We start from the raw sequence: 19,439 nt of genomic DNA on the forward strand, positions 1-19,439 counted from the left end.
CTAGTACGACGGTTGGCGGGACGCCGTCGGCGGCCCGCCGCTGCCTGGCAGCTGAACCACCGCCGACCAGGCTTGCCCCTCCCCGAAACGCCATCCCGCGACCACCGGATAGGGAAGAGCGTCGGCATCGGACCCGAAATAGAACGCGCCGTCGGCACGGGCGGTGTCCTCGTCTCGGCACAGGTGCCGCAGATGCTCGCTCAGCCCAGGATGGGCGATGGAGGACAGCGGGCCGTCCCAGCGGGGATCCACCCCGTACGCCGGCTCCAGCGGGAAGAGGTGGCCGGGGCCGCGCAGGGTGCCGGTGGCGGCCCGCATCGCGTCCATCACTGAGCCGTCGGTGTGCGCGCGGAACATGACCGTCATGTAGGCCTGTTTCAGGTCCGCCGGTTTCATGCCGCGCTCGACGAGGATCCGCCCCAGCTCCGCACCCGGTAGCCCGTCCTCCAGGCCGTCGATGCCGTGCCCGGAGTCCTCGCCATAGAAGAGCGAGCGGCCCAGGTCGATGGTCCAGTGAGGCGCGATCAGGTCCCAACCCTCCAGCAGCTTGCCCAGAACCGGAATGGTGGGAAACGGCGCCCGGACGAGCTCTCCCCGGGCCAGCGGGCCGATGTCGAACCCCTTCTTGAACAGCTCGAACGATAGATCGTCGCAGCAGTAGTAGACGCCGTAGGAGGCGCTCGGGTCGTGCTCGTCCACCGGCTTGCCGAGCAGGACAGCGAAGGCGCGGGCCAGGATGTCGTCCCAGGCATCCCGGGGTGTGGCGGTCATCACGGCTCCGATCGACGCGTCAAGGTGGGCGCCACTCTAGACGCCGGCCCCGACATCCCCGCCGCGTCCGGCATGTACGTAGACGGCCAACGACACGCACGTCACGGCGGCAAGCCGGGGAACCCCGTAACCGTTCCCCTGGACAGGCCCCAGCCCCGGTCGGCGGTTGGGGCCCACCGGGCTCAGCCGTACAGAAAACTGCTTTTCATGTGAACGAGCATCACGCGGACAGCGCCTCCACCACGGAGAGCCGCTCGAACACCTCGCGCGTCGCGCTCGACCGGTTGAAGGTGATGAAGTGGATGCCCGGCGCGCCCTCATTGAGCAGCCGCTGGCAGAGCTCCACCCCGTGGTCGATCCCCAGCCGCCGCACGGCCGCCGGGTCGTCGGCCACCTCCTCGAAGCGGGCCGCCAGCTCCGCCGGGAACGGCGCCCCCGACAGCTGCTCCGACCTGGCGATCGTGCTCATCTGCGTGACCGGCATGATGCACGGGATGATCGGCGTGTCGCAGCCCTGCGCCGCCACCCGGTCGCGCAGCCGCAGATAGTCGTCCGCCTGGAAGAACATCTGGGTGATCGCGTAGTCGGCCCCCGCCCGGCACTTGCGGACGAAGAAGTCGGTGTCGGACTCGATCGACGGCGAGCGCGGGTGTTTGTACGGGAACGCCGCCACGCCCACGCAGAAGTCGCCCACCTGCCGGATCAGCCGCACGAGCTCCTCGGCGTAGAGGACGCCCTCGGGATGCTGGACCCACTCCCCCGTCGGGTCGCCCGGAGGGTCGCCCCGTACGGCGAGGATGTTGCGCACGCCCGCGTCCGCGAAGCGGCCGATCAGGTGGCGCAGCTCGCGGATCGAGTGGTTGACGGCGGTGAAATGCGCCACAGGAGTGAGTGTGGTGTCGTGGGCCAGCCGTTCGACGATGTCCACCGTGCGGTCACGGCTGGAGCCGCCCGCGCCGTACGTCACGGACACGAACGTCGGCCGCAGCGACTCCAGCTCCCTGATCGCCCGCCACAGCTGCCGCTCCCCCTCGTCGGTCTTCGGCGGGAAGAACTCGAAGGAGAACGACCGTGCACCGGAGGCGAGAAGCTCGCGGACGGTGGGGACACGATCGGGCAGGATGGAGGGTCGACCAAGCGCCATGTGGACCAGGCTACCGCCACATGCCCCGTCCCTGGAGATCCGCCGCCACTGCCTGGCCACTAGTCTCAGTGCTATGACCACTGACGCCGCGAGCCTGGACGCCCTGCGTACCGAGGTGGACGCCGCGCTGCGGAAGTTCGTCGAACGGCAGCTGCCCGCTCCCGGCGACACCGAACTCGAACCGCTCCGCGCGGCCGCCGACGACCTGTTGTCCGGCGGCAAGCGGCTGCGCCCGGCCTTCTGCTACTGGGGCTGGCGTGGCGCGGGCGGCACCGACGTGCCCGAGATCTTCACCGCCGCCGCGTCCCTGGAGCTCCTCCAGGCCAGCGCCCTGGTGCACGACGACGTGATGGACAAGAGCGACCTGCGCAGGGGCATGCCGTCCGCGCACCGCCGCTTCCAGGCCATCCACGAGAAGTCGGCCTGGCACGGCTCGGCGGAGCAGTTCGGCGAGGGCGCGGCGATCCTGCTGGGCAACCTGCTGCTGATCTGGTCCGGCGAGATGTGGCGCAGCAGCGGCCTGCCGCCCGAGTCACTCGCGGCGGCGCAGCCGGTGCACGACCACATGCGTACCGAGCTGATGTGCGGCCAATACCTCGACCTGCTGGAGCAGGCGCACGGCGAGAACACCTTCGAGTCCGCCCTGCGCGTCGCCCTCTACAAGAGCGGCAAATACTCCGTCGAACAACCGCTCCGCCTCGGCCTGGTGCTCGCCACCGGCGGGCTGGCGCCGTGGATGGACGAGCTCTGCATGGAGTACGGCCGGCGCGTGGGCATCGCGTTCCAGCTGCGCGACGACATCCTGGGCGTGTTCGGAGATCCGGCGCAGACCGGCAAACCGGCGGGCGACGACCTGCGCGAGGGCAAGCGGACGATGCTGGTCGCCAGGACGCTGGCCGCGGCCTCGCCCGGCGACGCCGAGACCGTGCGAGCCCTGCTCGGCGACCCTGGGCTCGACGAGCACGGGGTGAGCGTGCTGCGGGGCATCATCGAGGGCACGGGGGCGCTGCGGGCGTGTGAGGACATGATCGGCGACTACCTCGCCGAGGCACTGACGTTCCTCGGCAAGGCGCCCATCACGCCGGAGGCCCGCGCGGCCCTGTCGAGCCTGGCGGTGGCCGCCACCTCACGCACCACCTGACCCCGGCGACCGCACGCACGACGCACCGTCCAACGCACCACACGGCACGCACGACGCACCGTACGCACGACGTATCGCAGGGGCCAGGCGCCGCACCCGTCAGCCGGCGAGGCGCTTGGCGAACTCCGCTGCCGCGGCGCCCGGATCGTCGGCGTCCGTGATGGCGCGTACCACCACGACCCGTTCGACCCCGTACGACCTGACCTGGTCGAGATTGGCAAGGTCGATCCCGCCGATCCCGAACCACGGCCGCCCGCCACCCAGCGACGCCGCGTGCCGGAGCAGCGACGGCCCCGGCGCGTGGCGGCCCGGCTTGGTCGGCGTGGGCCAGACAGGACCGCAGCAGAAGTAGTCGACGCCCTCCTCCACAGCTGCGGCGGACGCCTCGGCGGTGGAGTGGGTGGACCGTCCGATGAAGACGTCGTCGCCGAGTATCTCTCGCGCGACCTTCACCGGAAGATCGTCCTGCCCCAGGTGGAGCACGTCGGGCCGGGCGGCGTAGGCGATGTCGGCCCGGTCATTGACCGCCAGCAGCCTGCCGTGCCGGTCGCAGGCGTCGCGGAAGACCTCGAGGAGCGCGAGCTCTTCGCGCGCCTCAAGCCCCTTCTCCCGCAGCTGGACGATGTCCACGCCGGCGGCCAGCACCGCGTCGAGGAAGTCCGCCAGATCACCGCGTTCGCGGCGGCCGTCTGTGCAGAGGTAGAGGCGGGCGTCAGAAAGCGAGGGCTTGGGCACGCCGCTTGACCTCGGTATGACGACCGGCCCTGATGGCGTCGACAGGCGAGCCAGGCAGGGAGTCGTCGGGGGTGAAGAGCCACCGGAGCGACTCGACATCGTCGTAACCGGAGTCCCGCAGCACCGAGAGGGTGCCAGGCAGGCCCTTCATCACGTCCTTTCCGTCAAGGAACACCGCGGGCACTTGTGGCCCGCCACCACCCCGGCGTACACCCAGCAGCTTGCGGTCCTTGAGGAGTTGCTTGGCCCGCCCCAGTGAGAGGTCGAGGCGCGCGGCCACTTCGGGGAGAGTGAGCCACTCGGCGACGAGTTGGTCGGTCTCCCGGTCGATCTGCGCAACAGAAAGCGTCACGAAACCACAACTACCACATGCCGTGCTTGCTCAAACAACACAATCCCGTAGGGAGACGTCGGGATCTACCAGGCGTTCGGCGTCGACGCGGTGGCCGCCTTCGATGATTCTGCGGCCCTGTACGAGATCCCGTGGCCGATCCACGGCGAGTACCGCGGCCAGGGTGTCGTCCGAATTGAGCCAGCAGGCCGACCATTTGCCTTCGAGCTCGCCCCGGTAGAGGAGGCGGTCTCCGGCCGGGTGGTGGCCCGCGTACTGGACCATGTGGCCGAATTGCTCGGACCAGAAATAGGGCACCGGGTCGTACACCGAGTCCCCGCCCAGCAGCGAGACGGCGGCCACCTCGGGTGAGTTGAGCGCGGCGTCCCAGTGCTCGACCCTGAGCCGGGTCTCGAAACGGCGCGACCACCAGGCGGCGCAGTCGCCCACCGCCACGACGTTCGGCAGGGAGGTGCGCATGTGCTCGTCGGTGACGACGCCGTTGTCCAGGTCGATGCCGGAGCCCGCCAGCCAGCCGACGGTCGGGCGCACCCCGACGCCGGTGACGACGACGTGCGCCTCGATGAAGCGGCCGTCGGCCAGCGTGACGCCGCCCTCGTCCACGGAGCCGACCAGAGTGTCGAGCCGCAGGTCGATGTCCTCGTACCAGCCCTGGGTGCGGGCGCCGATCTCGGGCCCGACCGCCTGGGCGAGCGGGGTGGGGCCGGCCTCGATCACGGTCACCGCGCAGCCGGCCCGGCGGGCGGCGGTGGCCACCTCGGCGCCGATCCAGCCGGCGCCGATGATCACCACGCGGGCGCCCTTGACGAGCCGGGCGCGCAGTTCCAGAGCGTCGTCCAGGGTGCGCAGCACGTGCTGCTGGCCGTCGCCGGGCAGCGTGATCGGCTCGGCTCCGGTGGCGATGACCAGACCGTCATAGCCGAGCTCGCCCTCGGAGGTCTCGACGACGCCAGGCCGCAGCGACTTGGCCGAGACGCCCGGCCAGAAGTCCACCTCCAGCACCGCGAGGTCGGCGTCGACGAAGCTGGAGTCACTGCTGCCGGACAGCACCGCCTTCGACAGGGGCGGGCGATCGTAGGGCCGGTGCCGTTCCTGCCCGATGAGGGTGATCCTGCCGTCGAACCCTCTCGCGCGGAGCGCCTCGACACTACGTACGCCCGCCAGTCCGGCGCCTGCCACCACGACATGATTCACGTTCAAGACCATAACGGGGGCCGTGCCGGATCGTCGCGCCGAGGCCGTAGGCTGGGGGCGTAAGACGCGCGGGAGTCCGGCCGTTTACCGGGCTGAGAGGAAGGCTGCACCGGGCCTTCGACCGCAAGACACCTGATCCGGATCATGCCGGCGAAGGGAGCGGATGTGGACATCGTCGTAGGCGGCGGGATCGTCGGGCTGTCCATCGCCTGGCGCCTGGCCCGCTCCGGACGGCCGGTCACCGTGGTCGACCCGGCTCCGGCCTCGGGGGCCTCGCACGCGGCGGCAGGCATGCTGGCCCCGGTGAGTGAGGTCACCTACACAGAGGAACCACTGCTCCGGCTGGGCCTCGCCAGCCTGCGCCGCTGGCCGTCCTTCGCCTCCGAACTCGCCGCCGACGCCGGCCTTGAGGCTGGTACGGGCTTTGGCGCTGGTACGGGGCTTGAGGCTGACGGAAGTGAGCCCAGCGGGCCTGGGGCGTCTGACGAGGCTATGAGGGGGCTCAGCGACGCGGCGCGGGCCGGGCTGGACTTCCGGGTCGATGGGACGCTCGCTGTGGCGTTCGGGACCGACGATCTGGCGGCGCTCGGGGAACTGGCCGCGTTCATGGAGAAGTTGGGGCTACCGGTCGAACGGCTGACCGGGCGCGAGTGCCGCCGGCTGGAGCCCATGCTGGCGCCCTCCGTCCGTGGCGGGCTGCTGGCCCGGGGTGACGCGTGGGTGGACCCGCGCCGCGTCACCACCGCGCTCCTGGCCGCCCTCGATCGCCTGGGCGTCCCGCTCGTACGGGCTCGCGTGAGCGAACTGCTCCGCGACGGCGACAAGGTCGTAGGTGTACGCCTCACACCCGCGGACCCGTCGCCCGCCCCGGACAGGCCGCTCACCCTGGACCGGTCGCCGGCCCCGGACGGGCCACCCGCTCAGGACCCGGCACGACGCACGCCTCATGCCCACCAGCTCTCGGGCGAGGACCCCGTGCGGCCTGCGCCTCCGGTCGGCGAGGACGCCATACCCGCGAGCGACCCCACCCAGGCGAACGTGCCCGACGAGTTCCGGGGCGAGCGGGTCGTTCTGGCGGCGGGGGCGTGGAGTGCCGGGTTGGCCGATGTTCCGGTGCGGCCGGTCAAGGGGCAGATCATGCGGCTGCGTTCCCCCCAGCCGCTGCTCGGCAGGTGCGTGCGCGGGACGGTGCACGGGGCCTCCGTCTATCTGGTGCCGAGGGGTGATGGCGAGTTGGTGGTCGGGGCGACGCAGGAGGAGCTGGGGTTCGACACGAGGGTGACGGCGGGCGGGCTGTACGAGCTGCTGCGGGACGCCCGCGAGCTGGTGCCGGGCGTCACCGAGTTGGGGGTGGCCGACGTGGAGGCGGGGTTGCGGCCGGGCACGCCGGACAACGTTCCGCTCATCGGGCCCAGCGGCACACCGGGGCTGGTGCTGGCCACCGGGCATCACCGGGGCGGGGTGCTGCTGGCCCCGCTCACGGCGGCCATTGTGCTGGGCGAGGAGGGCGAGATGGCGGAGCTGTGCTCGCCATTGAGGTATCGGGATATTTCATGAATGTGACCATCAACGGGGCCGCGCATGAGGTGCCCGACGGCACCACTGTGGCGCAGGCCGTACTCACGCTGACGGCGGCCACGACCGGCGTGGCCGTGGCCGTGAACGACGAGGTGGTGACGCGGAGCGCCTGGGAGACGACGGCGCTCGGCGACCGCGACCGCGTGGAGGTTCTGACGGCGGTGCAAGGTGGATGATCTGCTGATCGCCGGGGAGAAGTTCTCCTCCCGGCTCATCATGGGCACCGGCGGCGCGCCGTCGCTGGAGGTGCTCGACCACGCGCTGGTCGCGTCCGGCACCGAGCTGACGACCGTCGCCATGCGGCGGCTCGACCCCGGTGCGCCCGGCTCGGTGCTCGACGTACTGCGCGAGCGCGGCATCAAGGTCCTCCCCAACACCGCCGGCTGCTTCACCGCCGGCGACGCCGTGCTGACCGCCCGGCTGGCCAGGGAGGCGCTCGGCACGAACTGGGTCAAGCTCGAAGTCATCGCCGACGAGCGGACGCTGCTGCCGGATCCGATCGAGACGTTCGACGCGGCGGAACGGCTGGTGGCCGACGGGTTCGTGGTGCTGCCGTACATCGGGGACGACCCGGCGCTGGCGCGCCGCCTGGAGCTGGCCGGGTGTGCGGCGGTGATGCCGCTCGGCGCGCCGATCGGCTCGGGCCTCGGCATCCGCAACCCGCACAACATCGAGCTCATCGTGGAGGCGGCCTCGGTGCCGGTGATCCTCGACGCGGGCATCGGTACGGCCAGCGACGCCGCCCTGGCCATGGAACTGGGCTGCGACGCCGTACTCCTGGCCACGGCCGTCACCAGGGCACAGCGGCCGGACCTGATGGCGACGGCCATGAGAGCGGCGGTCCAGGCGGGCCGGCTCGCCCGTCAGGCGGGCCGCATCCCCCGCCGCCGCTACGCGGAGGCCTCCTCCCCGACGAGCCCGTAGCCCCGGTCCGCGCCCTTCCGCGCAGCCTGCACCCGCACCTCGGCGCGGCCGCCGACGGGCGCGGCACCAGACCGGCACTCGACGGTGTCCGGCCGGGCCACGGTCTTCCGTCCGGATGGGGTGGTGCTCGAGCGCCCAGCAGCGCCCGCGCACAGCACGCCTGCGGACCCCAGTCCAGCAGACCCCGGGCCGGCAGACAGCACGCCTGCAGATCCCCCAGACCCCAACCCCCCGCAGCCCGATGCCCGCGTGGGAGTGGCGGGACGTCGGTGGCTTATGTCCGATTAAGCGGAAAATGGGGGCATTCCAACGAGCACGGCTCGGCATCGGTTTCGGATGGTCAGGCCTTGCCAGTGGCAAAACGCCCGTAAACTCAGCGGGGTGGACACGACGACTGCGGACCCCCTGGTCGGCCGGCTGCTCGATGGGCGCTATCGCATCGAGTCCCGGATCGCGCGGGGCGGTATGGCGACCGTCTACCTGGCGCTAGACGTCCGGCTTGACCGCACGGTCGCGCTGAAGGTCATGCATCGCTCGCTCGCCGAGGACCCGGCGTTCGTGCGGCGATTCATCGGCGAGGCCAAGTCTGTGGCCAGCCTCTCCCACCCCAACGTGGTGCACGTCTTCGACCAGGGCACCGACACCGACGTGGTCTATCTGTCGATGGAGTACGTCCCTGGCAAGACGCTCCGCGACACCCTGCGCGACCGGGGCAGGCTGCCCGCCCGCGAAGCGCTGGAGATCATGATACCGGTGCTCGCGGCATTGGGCGCGGCCCATCAGGCCGGGATGGTGCACCGCGACGTCAAGCCCGAGAACGTGCTGCTCACCGACGACGGCCGGGTCAAGGTGGTGGACTTCGGCCTGGCGCGGGCGATCGAGGCCACCAACCAGACCCGTACCGGCGTGATGATCGGCACGATCGGCTACATGTCGCCCGAGCAGGTCATGACGGGCGGCGCCGACGTGCGGAGCGACGTCTACGCGGCGGGCATCATGCTGTTCGAGCTGGTGACCGGCCAGCAGCCCTACGACGGCGAGACGCCGATGTCGGTGGCCTACCGGCACGTCCATGACACCGTGCCGCCGCCGTCGTCGGTGGTGCCGGAGGTGCCGCCGCTGATCGACACGCTGGTGACGCACGCCACGGCGCGCTCTCCCGACGACCGTCCCGCCGACGCGACCGCGATGCTGGTGGCGGCCGTGGACGCGCACCGCATGCTGCCCCGTATGACGACGCCGCCGGCGCACACGCGGACGTCCCAGGCGCACTCGATGCCGTACTCTGCGCCGGGTTCCAGACCCGGCACCGCGCCGCTCCAGATGCCGCAGGCGGCGCCGAACCACACGTTGATCCAGCCGCGCGAGGAGGTGCCCGCGCGGCGCGCCGGTTTCCGGCCCAACTGGTTCCTGGTCGTGCTCGCCGTCGTCATGGTGGTGGCGGTGGCGTTGACGGGCTGGTACTTCTCGCAGGCCACGTACGTACCGGTGCCCGACCTGGTCGGCACGGACCTGGCGGTCGCCCAGAAGGCCGCCACCACCAGTGGCTTCAAGGTGAAGACGGCCGCTGGCGAGAACGACGAGAAGATCGCCGAGGGCCTCGTCCTCCGCACCGACCCGGGACGGAACGTCGAGCTCAAGCGCGGCTCGGTCCTCACGCTGGTGCCCTCGCTGGGGCCGAAGCGGGTGCTGGTGCCCAACGTCGAGGGCATGTCCGAGCCCGAGGCCCGCACCGCGGTCGCCAAGGCCGGGCTCGACGTCAATCGCGTCAGCCGGCTGGCCAACCAGGGGGTCGAGCGCGGCAAGGTGATCCGCACCTCCCCCGAGGTGGGCGAGAAGGTCAAGGAAGGCTCGAAGGTCAACATCTACGTCAGCGCGGGGCTGGTGATGCCCGACGTCTCCGGCATGCCCAAGGACGAGGCGGCCAACTACCTCACCACCCAGGGCTTCGGGGTGCAGGTCAACGAGGTTGATGACGACGCCGAGCCGTGCACGGTGATCGCGCAGGCGCCGAAGGCCAAGTCCGAGGTCGACAAGGGCGCACAGGCCATGATCACGGTGGCCCGGTGCCAGACCGACTTCTGGGAATGGTTCAAGGGCGACAACGAGGCGCGTGACGACCAGGAGTTCCAGCTCGTCCCGTCGGTGGTGGGGAAGAACACCAACGACGCCCGCAACGAGTTACAGGGGCTCGGCTTCAAGGTGCAGGTCCGCAAGCTCACGAAGGATGGAGTCGTCCGGTTCCAGCGCCCGGCGGGCAACAGCGAGCGCCCGCCCGGCGCGACGGTCGTCCTCTGGCAGTGACCTCGGCGGCCGGTCAGGCGAGGTTGCCGTGGAGCCGGACCCTCGCCAGCCCGCCGTCGGGGTAGATGTCGACGCGCACCCGTGTGACCGGCTCGTCGCCCTCCAGCCGGAACCGGTGCGGGGTGTCGGGCTGCAACCGCGTCCTGGCCAGCAGCCCGACCTCACGGTCACCGTCGTACCCGGTCAGTGACACCCACCCGGGCGCGTTGAACAGCAGGTTCGTCGTGTCGATCTCGGCGAGCCGGATGACGCTCCGGGCGGCGAGCCGGATGACCAGCCACTCGTTCCCCTCCTCGCGCCGCCGCGCGGTCTCCCAGCCCTCCGCCTGGTGGCGGGCCAGCCCGGGGGCGAGGACGTTGTCGGGGGCCGAGTAGAACTCGTTGGAGCAGGCGATGACGCGGCCCCCGTTCGCCAGGGCGGCCAGGTCGAGGCTGAGCCCGTCGTACAGGGACAGATCCGGCCGGACCTCACCGTGCACGCGCAGCCGCGCGATGCCGCCGTCGGGGTACATGTTCAGCCGGACGTGCGTATAACGGGATTCGTCGGTCACCTCGAAAGGGTGCTCGGTGTCGCCTTTGAGGTCGTTTCTCGGCACGATCTCCACCCACGGGGCGTCGGCGAGCTCGGCGGGCGACGGGTAGCCGTCCACGGCCACGGCCTCGACCGACGCGTGGGGCGGGTAGTTGCCCTTGAACCAGGCCGTGTCGATCACCACGCCGCGCACGACACCCGGCAGGCCGAGCCGGACGATCGCCCAGTCGTGACCGGGCTCGCGACGGCGGCGGGTCTCCCAGCCGTCGTAGACCTGGCCCTTGTTGCCGAACGTCTCCGCCTGGAAGCCGGGCCGTCCCGGCCGGATCAGGCTCTCCTTCTCGGCGAACGACTCGTCGCTGGCGGCGACGACCGACCCGCCGAGGGTACGGAGCGCGAGGTCGGGCAGCGCGGTGAAGCGGGGCATCTACTGCTCTCCCAACAGGAAGGCTCCGTGCGGTACGCCGTCGGCGGGCCGGCCGCGGAGCCAGGTGGTGAGGACGGCGCCCTTGAGGAGGTGGCCGTGGTACGGGGTCACCGGGTTCTTGTGGTGCAGCCGGGCCGCGTCGACCGCGTTGACCCCGGTGGGATCAAAAGCCACCAGATCGGCATCATTGCCCACCTTTATCGCGCCTTTTCGGGAAATATGGGCCATTGCCGCTGGTTGGGTGGACATCCAGCGCACCACGTCCGCCAGCCCGTGCCCCCGACGCGACGCCTCCGTCCACACGGCCGGCAGGCCGAGCTGGAGCGAGGCGATGCCGCCCCAGGCCGCCGCGAACGAGGGCACCTTGAGATCCGCCGGAGAGGGCGAGTGGTCGGAGACCACGCAGCTCAGCACGCCGCTCGCCAGCCCGTCCCAGAGCCGGTCACGATTGGCGGCGGAGCGGATCGGCGGGCAGCACTTGAAGGCGGTGTCGCCCTCGGGCACCTGTTCGGCGGCCAGCGTCAGGTAGTGGGGACAGGTCTCGGCCGTGACGCGCACCCCTTCGGCCTGGGCGGCCGCCAGCGGCTCCAGGCAGTCGGCGCTGGAGACGTGCAGGATGTGCACCCTGGCGCCGGTCTCCCTGGCCAGCCGGATCACCTGCTCGACCGCGCTGCGCTCGGCAGCGCCCGGCCGGGAGTCCACGAACTCCCGGTAGGTCGGACCCGTCGGCTCGGCGAGCAGCGCCGGGTCTTCGGCGTGCACGACCATGAGGCCGTCGAACCCGGCGAGCTCCGTGAGCGCCGACCGTACCTCCGAGGGACTCAACGGCGGGAACTCCTCCACGCCCGACGGCGACAGGAAGCACTTGAAGCCGTGGACACCACGGTCGTGCAGCGGGCGCAGGTCCTTGAGGTTGCCCGGGATCGCCCCGCCCCAGAAGCCGACGTCCACGTGGCACTGCCCGGCGGCGGCGCGCAGCTTGGCGTCGAGCGCGTCCACCGTGACGGTGGGCGGGAGCGAGTTGAGCGGCATGTCCACGATCGTGGTGACCCCGCCCGCCGCGGCCGCCCTGGTCGCCGAGGCGAACCCCTCCCAGTGGGTGCGGCCCGGTTCGTTGACGTGCACGTGGGTGTCGACCAGGCCGGGCAGCAGCGCGAGATCGCGCAGGTCGATGTCCTCGGCCGCCCCGAGCGCGTCGCCGTACGCGCCGATCGCGACGATCCGGCCGTCGCGAACGGCCACCGAAGCGGCCCGCTCTCCGTCGGGGGTGACGGTCCTGCGCGATCGGACCACGAGGTCGTAGCCGGTCATGTTCGCCCCTTCCTGGTCAAAGCCCCTGGCCCACAGCGGTCACAGGCGGTCGGCGGCGAGCTTGGCGGCCAGGCGTTCGAGGAGCGCGCCGGCGTCGGCCATGCAGCGGACCGGGTCGGGTTCCAGGTCGGTGAGCGCGTAGGCGGCCTCGATGCCCGCCGCCTGGAGCTCGGCGTCGGACAGGGTACGGCGGCCACAGACGGCGACCACGGGCACCCCCGCCCGGGCGGCCGCCTGGGCGACGCCGATGGGGGCCTTGCCCCGCAGCGACTGCTCGTCCAGCGAGCCCTCACCGGTGACCACCAGACGGGCACCCTTGACGTGCTCCCCGAACCCGAGCAGGTCGAGGAGGTAGTCGATGCCCGGCTGAACCTCCGCGTGCAGGAACGCCAGCGCGGCGAACCCCACGCCGCCCGCGGCCCCCGCGCCGGGCGCCCCGGCGACGCCCATCGGGCGGGGCACGTCGTCGTGCTCGACGGCGCCCGCGAGCCCGTGCGTCCGCGTGGCAACGGCGGCGAGGCGGGAGAGCGCGCGCTCCAGGACCGGCACGTCCTCCAGCGTCGCCCCCTTCTGGGGACCGTAGACGGCCGCGGCGCCGTGCGGGCCGAGGAGCGGGTTGTCGACGTCGCTGGCCACCACCACCTCGACGCCCGACATATCCGTGAAACTGGTGATGTCGATGCGGTCGAGCCTGCTCAGGGCCGCTCCGCCGTACTCCAGCTCGTCGCCCTGAGCATCGAGGAAACGGGCGCCGAGCGCCTGCGCCATGCCCGCGCCCCCGTCGGTGCAGGCGCTGCCGCCCAGGCCCAGGACGACGCGCTTGGCGCCCTGGCGGATCGCGTCGGCGACGAGTTCGCCGGTGCCGTAGCTCGTGGCGGTGAGCGGTTCGTGGCCGCCGGGGAGGCGGCGCAGCCCGGACGCCTCGGCGAGCTCGACGACGGCCGTGTCCCCGCGCCGCGCGTACGAGGCCTGGACCGGCTCGCCCGTCGGCCCGGTGACCTGGCGGGAGACCCGGGTGAAGCCGCAGGCCACGACGGCGTCCACGGTGCCGTCGCCCCCGTCGGCGACGGGCAGCTCGATCGTCGGGACGCCGAGCCCCGCCGACACGTGGGCCGCCACCTCGGCGGCGGTCAGCGACCCCTTGAACTTGTCGGGGGCAACGAGCACATGCTCAACCACTACGAACTCCCAAACGGTGACGAACGGCGAACGGTCCCGCATCCATGGAGACGGGACGATTCATCATCACATCCCGGTAGGCGGCGACTCGAACTGGCGTCCGGCGCGATCGTCCGAGGTCGTCACGAGTGAACCTCCTTGGCCGCGGTGATGCCGCGTTCCTCGGCCAGCCGGGTCAGGCGGCGGTGTGCCCGCGCGCCCGCGCGGCCGGTGGCGTCGTGGGCGACGGTCCGGAGCTCGTCGTCCTCCACGACCGTCTCGCCGCCGACCAGCAGGCGGGCCAGCGGCGGTTGGCGGGTGGCGAAGACCAGGCGGCAGACCGGGTCGGTCACGGCCGCGGCGAACGGTTCGTCCACCCGCCACAGCGCGATGTCGGCGAGTTTGCCTGCTTCGAGCGTGCCCAGTTCGTCCTGGCGGCCGAGGTTGCGCGCCCCGCCGAGTGTGGCCAGTTCGAGCGCCTGCCTGGCCGTCAGCGCGCCGGGGCCGTGCACGGCCCGCTGGAACAGCAGGGCCTGCCGCATTTCGCCGGACAGCGTGGTCAGCTCGGAGGAGGCGCTGCCGTCGACGCCGAGGCCGACGTTCGCGCCGCGGCGCAGCATCTCCGACACCCTGGCGATTCCGGCGCCGAGCCGCCCGTTGGACGAGGGGCAGTGCGCGGAGCCGGTGCCGGTGGCGGCGAACTTGCCGATGTCCGCGTCACTGAGGTGCACCGCGTGCGCGAACCACACGTCGGGGCCGAGCCAGCCGAGCTTCTCCATGTACTCGACGGGCCGCATGCCGAACTGCTCGCGGCAGTGTTCCTCCTCGTCCAGGGTCTCGGCCAGGTGGGTGTGCAGGCGCACTCCCCGGTCCCTGGCGAGGGCGGCGGCCTCGGTCATCAGCTCGCCGCTGACCGAGAACGGCGAGCAGGGCGCCACCGCGATCCGCAGCTTCGAGGAGAACGACGGGTCGTGGTAGGCGTCGACGGCCTCGGCGGTGGCGGCGAGGATCTCGTCGAGCCGCTCGACCACGACGTCCGGGGGCAGGCCGCCCTGCGACTCGCCCCGGTCCATGGAGCCGCGTGCCGGGTGGAAGCGGATGCCCAGCTCGCGCGCCGCCTCGATCTCGGCGGCGAACAGGTCGCCGCGGCCCTTCGGGAAGACGTAGTGGTGATCGCTTGAGGTGGTGCAGCCGGACAGGGCCAGGTGGCCGAGTCCCGCGCTCGCGGCGCCCCTGACGACCTCGGCGTCCATGGCGGCCCACACCGGGTAGAGGGCCGTCAGCCACTCGAACAGCGTCGCGTCCTGGGCCAGGCCCTGCGAGGCCCACTGGTAGAGGTGGTGGTGGGTGTTCACCAGGCCGGGGGTGGCCAGGCAGCCGGTGCCGTCGATCCGGGTGGCCGCCGGGGTGGCGGGCGCCTCGGCCATCGGGCCGAGGCCTGCGATCCGATCACCCTCGATCCGGATATATCCGGATTGGATCTCGGGCCCTGCGACGGGCGCGATGTAGACGTTGTCGATCTGCACCGACCTGGTCTGCGCGGGACCGGTCTGCCCGGGGGTGGGCTGCGTCGGCGGCGTCACCTGGTCGCCGCCTTTCGCTCGGCCGCGAGCCGTACCGCGTCCAAGATCTTCTCGTAGCCGGTGCAGCGGCACAGGTTGCCCGCGAGGGCCTCGCGGATCTCCGCGTCGGACGGCCGGTCGACGCGTTCCAGCAGGTCGTGGGTCTGCACGATCAGGCCGGGCGTGCAGAAGCCGCACTGCACGGCGCCGCTCTCGACGAACGCCTCCTGCACCGGGTCGAGCCGGTCGCCGTCGGCCAGGCCCTCGACGGTACGCACCTGGCGGCCCTCGGCCTGACCGGCGGCGACCAGGCAGGCGCAGACCGGCGTGCCGTCGAGGTAGACCGTGCATGATCCGCATTCGCCCTGCTCGCAGGCGTTCTTGGAGCCGGGCAGGCCGACCCGCTCGCGCAGCACGTACAGGAGGCTCTCGCCCTCCCACACGTCGTCGGCGCACTCCTCGCGGCCGTTGACGGTGAAGGTGACGCGCATCAGGCGGCCCTCTTTCCTCGGTAGTCGTTCCAGGCCCAGGTCAGCGTGCGGCGGGCCATCACGGCGATCGCGTGCCTGCGGTAGTCGGCGGTGCCGCGCACGTCGTCGATCGGCGAGGCGGCCTGGGCGCACAGCTCGCCGAACCGCGCCAGCACGGCGGGGTCGAGCCTGGCGCTCCAGTCGAGTTCGCGGCGCAGGAACTCCTCGGCCGCGAGCGCCCGGCGCGGCGTGGGCGCGGCCGAACCGAGGCCGGTGCCGACCCGGCCCTCGCCGGGATGCAGCGCGACCGCGAACGAGCACACCGCGATGACCATGGCGTTGCGGGTGCCGACCTTGGAGAAGTACTGGGGGCCAGCGGCGGGTTCGAGGTGGACGGCTCTGATCAGCTCGTCCGGCTCCAGCGCGGACCGCTTGACGCCCAGATAGAACTCGTGCGCGGGGATCATCCTGACCCCGCGGTCGCGCGACTCCACCTCGATCACCGCTCCGGCGGCGAGCAGCGGCGGGTGGCTGTCGCCCGCCGGCGAGGCCGCGCCGAGGTTCCCGCCGACCGAGCCGCGGTTGCGGATCTGCGGCGAGCCGACCGTCCGCGACGCCTGCGCCAGGCCCGGCAGCGGGCCGCCGAGCTCCTCGATGATCGTGGTGTACGGCACGGCGGCCCCCACCCGGTAGCGGCCGTCCTCCAGGGACCAGGTCCGCAGCTCGGCCACCCGGGTCAGGTCCAGCAACGCCACCGGCCGGCGCACGTCGAAGTTGATCTCCACCATCACGTCGGTGCCGCCCTGGATGGGCACCGCCTCGGGCTGGTCCGCCTTGGCGGCCAGCGCCTCGTCCCATGTCGTGGGGCGCAAGAAATCCATCGCTCTACTCCCAGGCGAATGCGGCGTCGGGGGCGTCCTCGCGGAGTACGCCGCCCTCGATCAGGCCATAGGGGCGGTCGGCCGCGAAGTAGACCTCGTTGTCGTTGTCCAGGCCGAACGGCGACAGGTCCACCAGGAAGTGGTGCTTGTTCGGCATCGCGAACCTGATCTCGCAGACCTCGCCACGGGTGTCCAGTACCCGTTTTCCCATCGCGTACAGCGTCTGCTGCAGCGACAGGCTGTGCGTGTCGGCGAACGCTTCGAGCAGGCAGCGCCGTACCTCCTCGTAGGACTTGCCGTACGCGGACCCTTCGGCGCCGTGGCGCCAGCGGGCGGCGACGGCGGTGGCGAGGACGCGGTCGGTGGTCGGCGGGAGCGTGGTGTACTCGTCCTGGATGTAGCCGTGGAACTCCGAGCCCGTCGAGTTGAGCACGACCAGGTCCTTCAGGCCGGAGACCACGGTGGTGCGGCCGTCCCGGTCGTGGTGGACGACGCAGGTGCGCACCTCGCCGCCTTTGCGGGCGAACGAGTGCGGCCGGTCGCCGGAGATCCGCTCCCAGGCGTACTCCTCGATCTCCACCCTGGCGTGGTGGATCGGCGGCTGCGACGCGACGAAGTGCCGGGCCAGCAGCAGCGCGAAGTCCTCGATCTGGTCGACGCCGTGCTTCTTGGCGAAGGCGTAGACGGTGTTCTTCTGCGAGTCGGTCGGCAGGACGGTGGCGTTGTCGCCGGTCAGGTGGACGGCCTCCATGTCGCCGGAGAGCGAGGAGCTGACGTTGACGTCCTTGAGGTGGTGAACGCCGCCCTCCCGGACGACGCGGACGAGCCTGGTCTCCGCCTTGCCGTAGCGGTTGGGACCCAGGATGACGTCGGGCACGTTTAGCTCCCTCGGTAGGTGGAGTACGCGAACGGGCTGAGCAGCAGCGGCACGTGATAGTGCGCGGCCGGGTCCGTCACGGTGAAGGTGATGACGACCTCGGGGTAGAAGGTGTCGGCCAGGTAGGCGCCGGTGTCGAAGACCACTCGGTTGACGCCGGGTGGGGGGTTCCAGCCCTTGATCCGGCCGTCGGCGTCGGTACGGCCGTCGGCCACGACCTCGCCCTCGTGCTCCAGCCGTACGGCGACTCCTTCGGCGGGGCGGCCGGTGACGGCGTTCAGGACATGCGTCGAGAAGCTCATCAGGACCCCTCCAGCAGCTTGACCAGCCGCAACTTGGTGATCTTGGCCAGTTCGTCGCGGACGGTCTCGCGTTCGGTCTCCTCGTCGTGGAGGAGGCGTTCGCGCAGCCTGGCGAGCATCTCGACGCCCGTCAGGCCGGTGGCGCAGATCAGGTAGACGTGGCCGAAACGGTCCTCGTACGCCCGGTTGCCCTCGGCCAGCTCGGCGCGCGTGTCGTCCGCCACCCCCGACTGCTCCTGCCTGGACCAGGCACTGGCGGCGCGCTCCCCGATCCTGGGGTGCGCGCTGAGTGCTTCGAGGACGTCGGGCCAGGCCAGGCCGCGCACGGCCGCGTCGGCGGCGGCGGCGAGCTGATCCGGGTCGCGGTAGGGGCGCTGGGCCGCGACGGACCCGGCGAAGGCGCGGGAGGCGCAGCAGGCGAGCAGCTCCGCCGCGACGTCGTCCCGGGCGTTGAACTCGGCCAGGCCGGTGAGCGTCTTGGGCATATCAGCAGTACACACATCCGCGTGCTGCCCGGTCCATCCGCAAGAACTCTGAACCGGTCCAGCGATTGGCTATGACTTTTCGTGTCATGCTCCAACTCCGGCCCGGCCCGGCCTGCTGCGCACCCCGCCTAAACTGATAGGCATCATGACCCCAACCTCTCTCATCGGCGGACACGTCTCCGTCACCGGCGGCCTGGCGACGGGCGGTCTGGCGTACATGGCCGAGATCGGCGCCGAGATGATCCAGGTGTTCGTCACCAACCCGCGCGCCTGGGCGCTCGCGGCGGGCAAGCCCGACCAGGACGCCGCGCTGGCGGAGTCGGGTGTCGACACCTTCGTTCACGTCCCTTACCTGGCCAACTTCGGCTCGCCCAACCCCGAGACGCTGGCCGGTTCCGTGGCGCTGGTCCGCTACACGCTGCGACGCGGCGTCGAGATCGGCGCCAAGGGGGTCGTGGTGCACACGGGCTCGGCGGTGACGCAGCCGCGCGACGACGCGCTGCGCCAGTTGCGCGAGCACCTGCTGCCGCTGCTCGACGAGATCCCCGACGGCGGCCCCGACCTGCTGCTGGAGCCGATGGCGGGCCAGGGGGCCATGCTCTGCGCCACGGTGCAGGATCTGGAGCCCTACCTGGAGACACTCGACTGGCACCCGCGGGCCGGCATCTGCCTCGACACGTGCCACGCGTTCTCGGCCGGGCACGACCTGGTCGCGGAGGGCGGGGTGAAGGAGACGTTCGACGCGCTGCACGAGATCGCGCCGGGGCGGCTGAAGCTGATCCACGCCAACGACTCCAAGGACGCGTGCGGCTCGAAGAAGGACCGCCACGAGAACATCGGCGCCGGGCAGATCGGCGCCCAGCCGTTCGCCGACCTCATGCGCCACCCGGCCGTGGCGGGCGTCCCGATCTGCATCGAGACCCCGGGCAAAGCTGACAAGCACCGCGAGGACATCGCAACCCTCAAAAAACTCCGCGACGGTTGACAACCGCCCTCTGCGGCTTTCCTGCACGTGTCGGGACGCCCGCTCTCGCGATCCGGCCGCCCCCGTTAGCCGGATCGCGGTCCTTCCGCGGCCACAGCGGGCGTCCCACACGTGCTCGGCAGGCGGGCCCTGCCCCCCGGTAGAGGGCCCGACAGCCGTGGTGACCAGAGAGGTCACCGTGGATCCGGCGCATCAGTCCAAAGCAGTGAGCCTTGCGGCTCGTCCCCCCGATGCGCCGGGTGGCTTCCGATGCGCAAACACTACGGTCGCGATCTTGCGGGCGAACCCCAGTTTACGGACAGCTCGT

Annotated in this window: 20 protein-coding genes and 1 riboswitch; of the genes, 6 read left to right on the forward strand and 14 right to left on the reverse strand. The window is 71.6% G+C overall.

The window, feature by feature from the left end; all coding sequences use genetic code 11:
• Together ACGFNP_RS54125 and metF are read right to left on the reverse strand one after the other, a co-directional pair.
• Entirely contained in the window at positions 1-771 is a 771-nt protein-coding gene (locus ACGFNP_RS54125; protein WP_358318472.1) for a hypothetical protein, read from the reverse strand.
• 220 nt (positions 772-991) lie between these two features.
• Complete coding sequence (gene metF / locus ACGFNP_RS54130) at positions 992-1,915, reverse strand: methylenetetrahydrofolate reductase [NAD(P)H] (RefSeq protein WP_358318471.1); 924 nt, start codon at positions 1,913-1,915, stop codon at positions 992-994.
• A 73-nt stretch (positions 1,916-1,988) separates the two neighbouring features.
• Between metF and ACGFNP_RS54135 the strand changes: the two genes are divergently transcribed.
• Positions 1,989-3,056 (forward strand): polyprenyl synthetase family protein, encoded by a 1,068-nt coding sequence (locus ACGFNP_RS54135; protein ID WP_393331976.1) that lies wholly within the window; start codon positions 1,989-1,991, stop codon positions 3,054-3,056.
• Positions 3,057-3,155: 99 nt separating this feature from the next.
• On the opposite strand, the gene thiE is transcribed toward ACGFNP_RS54135, so the two are convergent.
• Genes thiE through ACGFNP_RS54150 form a run of 3 tightly spaced genes read right to left on the reverse strand, consistent with a single transcriptional unit; the run spans position 3,156 to position 5,337 of the window.
• Complete coding sequence (gene thiE / locus ACGFNP_RS54140; protein ID WP_358318469.1) at positions 3,156-3,791, reverse strand: thiamine phosphate synthase; 636 nt, start codon at positions 3,789-3,791, stop codon at positions 3,156-3,158.
• Positions 3,769-4,143 (reverse strand): Rv2175c family DNA-binding protein, encoded by a 375-nt coding sequence (locus ACGFNP_RS54145; protein WP_214637754.1) that lies wholly within the window; start codon positions 4,141-4,143, stop codon positions 3,769-3,771. The genes thiE and ACGFNP_RS54145 overlap by 23 nt, the downstream gene beginning before the upstream one ends.
• Before the next feature lie 30 nt (positions 4,144-4,173).
• Positions 4,174-5,337 (reverse strand): FAD-dependent oxidoreductase, encoded by a 1,164-nt coding sequence (locus ACGFNP_RS54150; RefSeq protein ID WP_358318468.1) that lies wholly within the window; start codon positions 5,335-5,337, stop codon positions 4,174-4,176.
• Between the two features lie 58 nt (positions 5,338-5,395).
• Positions 5,396-5,513, forward strand: a riboswitch (TPP riboswitch).
• Between ACGFNP_RS54150 and ACGFNP_RS54155 the strand changes: the two genes are divergently transcribed.
• From ACGFNP_RS54155 to pknB, 4 genes are all read left to right on the forward strand, one after another.
• Positions 5,503-6,894 (forward strand): FAD-dependent oxidoreductase, encoded by a 1,392-nt coding sequence (locus tag ACGFNP_RS54155; RefSeq protein ID WP_393331981.1) that lies wholly within the window; start codon positions 5,503-5,505, stop codon positions 6,892-6,894. (Overlaps the previous riboswitch by 11 nt.)
• Positions 6,891-7,091, forward strand: coding sequence for a sulfur carrier protein ThiS (gene thiS / locus ACGFNP_RS54160; protein ID WP_358318466.1), 201 nt, complete (start codon positions 6,891-6,893; stop codon positions 7,089-7,091). Before ACGFNP_RS54155 ends, thiS begins: the two co-directional genes overlap by 4 nt.
• Positions 7,092-7,131: 40 nt before the next feature.
• The gene (locus ACGFNP_RS54165; RefSeq protein WP_393332559.1) at positions 7,132-7,839 is read left to right on the forward strand and encodes a thiazole synthase; all 708 of its coding nucleotides are present in this window, start codon (positions 7,132-7,134) and stop codon (positions 7,837-7,839) included.
• Between the two features lie 381 nt (positions 7,840-8,220).
• Positions 8,221-10,143, forward strand: coding sequence for a Stk1 family PASTA domain-containing Ser/Thr kinase (pknB, locus tag ACGFNP_RS54170; RefSeq protein ID WP_358318465.1), 1,923 nt, complete (start codon positions 8,221-8,223; stop codon positions 10,141-10,143).
• Between the two features lie 13 nt (positions 10,144-10,156).
• On the opposite strand, the gene alc is transcribed toward pknB, so the two are convergent.
• From alc to uraD, 9 genes are all read right to left on the reverse strand, one after another.
• Positions 10,157-11,101: an allantoicase gene (gene alc / locus ACGFNP_RS54175; RefSeq protein WP_393331985.1), complete on the reverse strand. Its 945-nt coding sequence runs from the start codon at positions 11,099-11,101 to the stop codon at positions 10,157-10,159.
• On the reverse strand, positions 11,102-12,412 hold the full coding sequence (gene allB, locus ACGFNP_RS54180; protein WP_393331988.1) for an allantoinase AllB: 1,311 nt from the start codon (positions 12,410-12,412) through the stop codon (positions 11,102-11,104).
• Positions 12,413-12,451: 39 nt separating this feature from the next.
• Positions 12,452-13,591 carry a glycerate kinase gene (locus ACGFNP_RS54185; RefSeq protein ID WP_393331991.1) on the reverse strand — a complete coding sequence of 380 codons (1,140 nt, stop codon included), beginning with the start codon at positions 13,589-13,591 and terminating at the stop codon, positions 12,452-12,454.
• A 122-nt stretch (positions 13,592-13,713) separates the two neighbouring features.
• Positions 13,714-15,090 (reverse strand): 8-oxoguanine deaminase, encoded by a 1,377-nt coding sequence (locus ACGFNP_RS54190; RefSeq protein ID WP_393332562.1) that lies wholly within the window; start codon positions 15,088-15,090, stop codon positions 13,714-13,716.
• Between the two features lie 59 nt (positions 15,091-15,149).
• Complete coding sequence (locus ACGFNP_RS54195) at positions 15,150-15,623, reverse strand: (2Fe-2S)-binding protein (RefSeq protein ID WP_358318461.1); 474 nt, start codon at positions 15,621-15,623, stop codon at positions 15,150-15,152.
• The gene (locus ACGFNP_RS54200) at positions 15,623-16,483 is read right to left on the reverse strand and encodes an FAD binding domain-containing protein (RefSeq protein ID WP_358318460.1); all 861 of its coding nucleotides are present in this window, start codon (positions 16,481-16,483) and stop codon (positions 15,623-15,625) included. The genes ACGFNP_RS54195 and ACGFNP_RS54200 overlap by 1 nt, the downstream gene beginning before the upstream one ends.
• A 4-nt stretch (positions 16,484-16,487) precedes the next feature.
• Positions 16,488-17,360 (reverse strand): factor-independent urate hydroxylase, encoded by an 873-nt coding sequence (gene pucL / locus ACGFNP_RS54205; protein ID WP_358318459.1) that lies wholly within the window; start codon positions 17,358-17,360, stop codon positions 16,488-16,490.
• A 2-nt stretch (positions 17,361-17,362) separates the two neighbouring features.
• Positions 17,363-17,665, reverse strand: a complete 303-nt coding sequence (uraH, locus tag ACGFNP_RS54210) for a hydroxyisourate hydrolase (protein ID WP_358319164.1) — start codon at positions 17,663-17,665, stop codon at positions 17,363-17,365.
• Positions 17,662-18,147, reverse strand: a complete 486-nt coding sequence (gene uraD / locus ACGFNP_RS54215; protein ID WP_358318458.1) for a 2-oxo-4-hydroxy-4-carboxy-5-ureidoimidazoline decarboxylase — start codon at positions 18,145-18,147, stop codon at positions 17,662-17,664. Before uraD ends, uraH begins: the two co-directional genes overlap by 4 nt.
• A gap of 145 nt (positions 18,148-18,292) precedes the next feature.
• On the opposite strand from uraD, the gene ACGFNP_RS54220 reads away from it, so the two are divergent.
• The gene (locus ACGFNP_RS54220; protein ID WP_358318457.1) at positions 18,293-19,132 is read left to right on the forward strand and encodes a deoxyribonuclease IV; all 840 of its coding nucleotides are present in this window, start codon (positions 18,293-18,295) and stop codon (positions 19,130-19,132) included.
• The last annotated feature ends 307 nt before the right edge of the window (positions 19,133-19,439 follow it).

The organism is Nonomuraea sp. NPDC049269 (assembly GCF_043197155.1).
Taxonomy (GTDB): Bacteria; Actinomycetota; Actinomycetes; order Streptosporangiales; family Streptosporangiaceae; genus Nonomuraea.

Excerpts from the sequence above, each read along its gene's own strand:
- ACGFNP_RS54125 (WP_358318472.1), bottom strand. The coding sequence starts at position 771 with ATGACCGCCACACCCCGGGATGCCTGGGACGACATCCTGGCCCGCGCC.
- metF (WP_358318471.1), bottom strand. The coding sequence starts at position 1,915 with ATGGCGCTTGGTCGACCCTCCATCCTGCCCGATCGTGTCCCCACCGTC.
- ACGFNP_RS54135 (WP_393331976.1), top strand. The coding sequence starts at position 1,989 with ATGACCACTGACGCCGCGAGCCTGGACGCCCTGCGTACCGAGGTGGAC.
- thiS (WP_358318466.1), top strand. The coding sequence starts at position 6,891 with ATGAATGTGACCATCAACGGGGCCGCGCATGAGGTGCCCGACGGCACC.
- ACGFNP_RS54165 (WP_393332559.1), top strand. The coding sequence starts at position 7,132 with ATGGGCACCGGCGGCGCGCCGTCGCTGGAGGTGCTCGACCACGCGCTG.
- alc (WP_393331985.1), bottom strand. The coding sequence starts at position 11,101 with ATGCCCCGCTTCACCGCGCTGCCCGACCTCGCGCTCCGTACCCTCGGC.
- allB (WP_393331988.1), bottom strand. The coding sequence starts at position 12,412 with ATGACCGGCTACGACCTCGTGGTCCGATCGCGCAGGACCGTCACCCCC.
- ACGFNP_RS54195 (WP_358318461.1), bottom strand. The coding sequence starts at position 15,623 with ATGCGCGTCACCTTCACCGTCAACGGCCGCGAGGAGTGCGCCGACGAC.
- ACGFNP_RS54200 (WP_358318460.1), bottom strand. The coding sequence starts at position 16,483 with ATGGATTTCTTGCGCCCCACGACATGGGACGAGGCGCTGGCCGCCAAG.
- uraD (WP_358318458.1), bottom strand. The coding sequence starts at position 18,147 with ATGCCCAAGACGCTCACCGGCCTGGCCGAGTTCAACGCCCGGGACGAC.
- ACGFNP_RS54220 (WP_358318457.1), top strand. The coding sequence starts at position 18,293 with ATGACCCCAACCTCTCTCATCGGCGGACACGTCTCCGTCACCGGCGGC.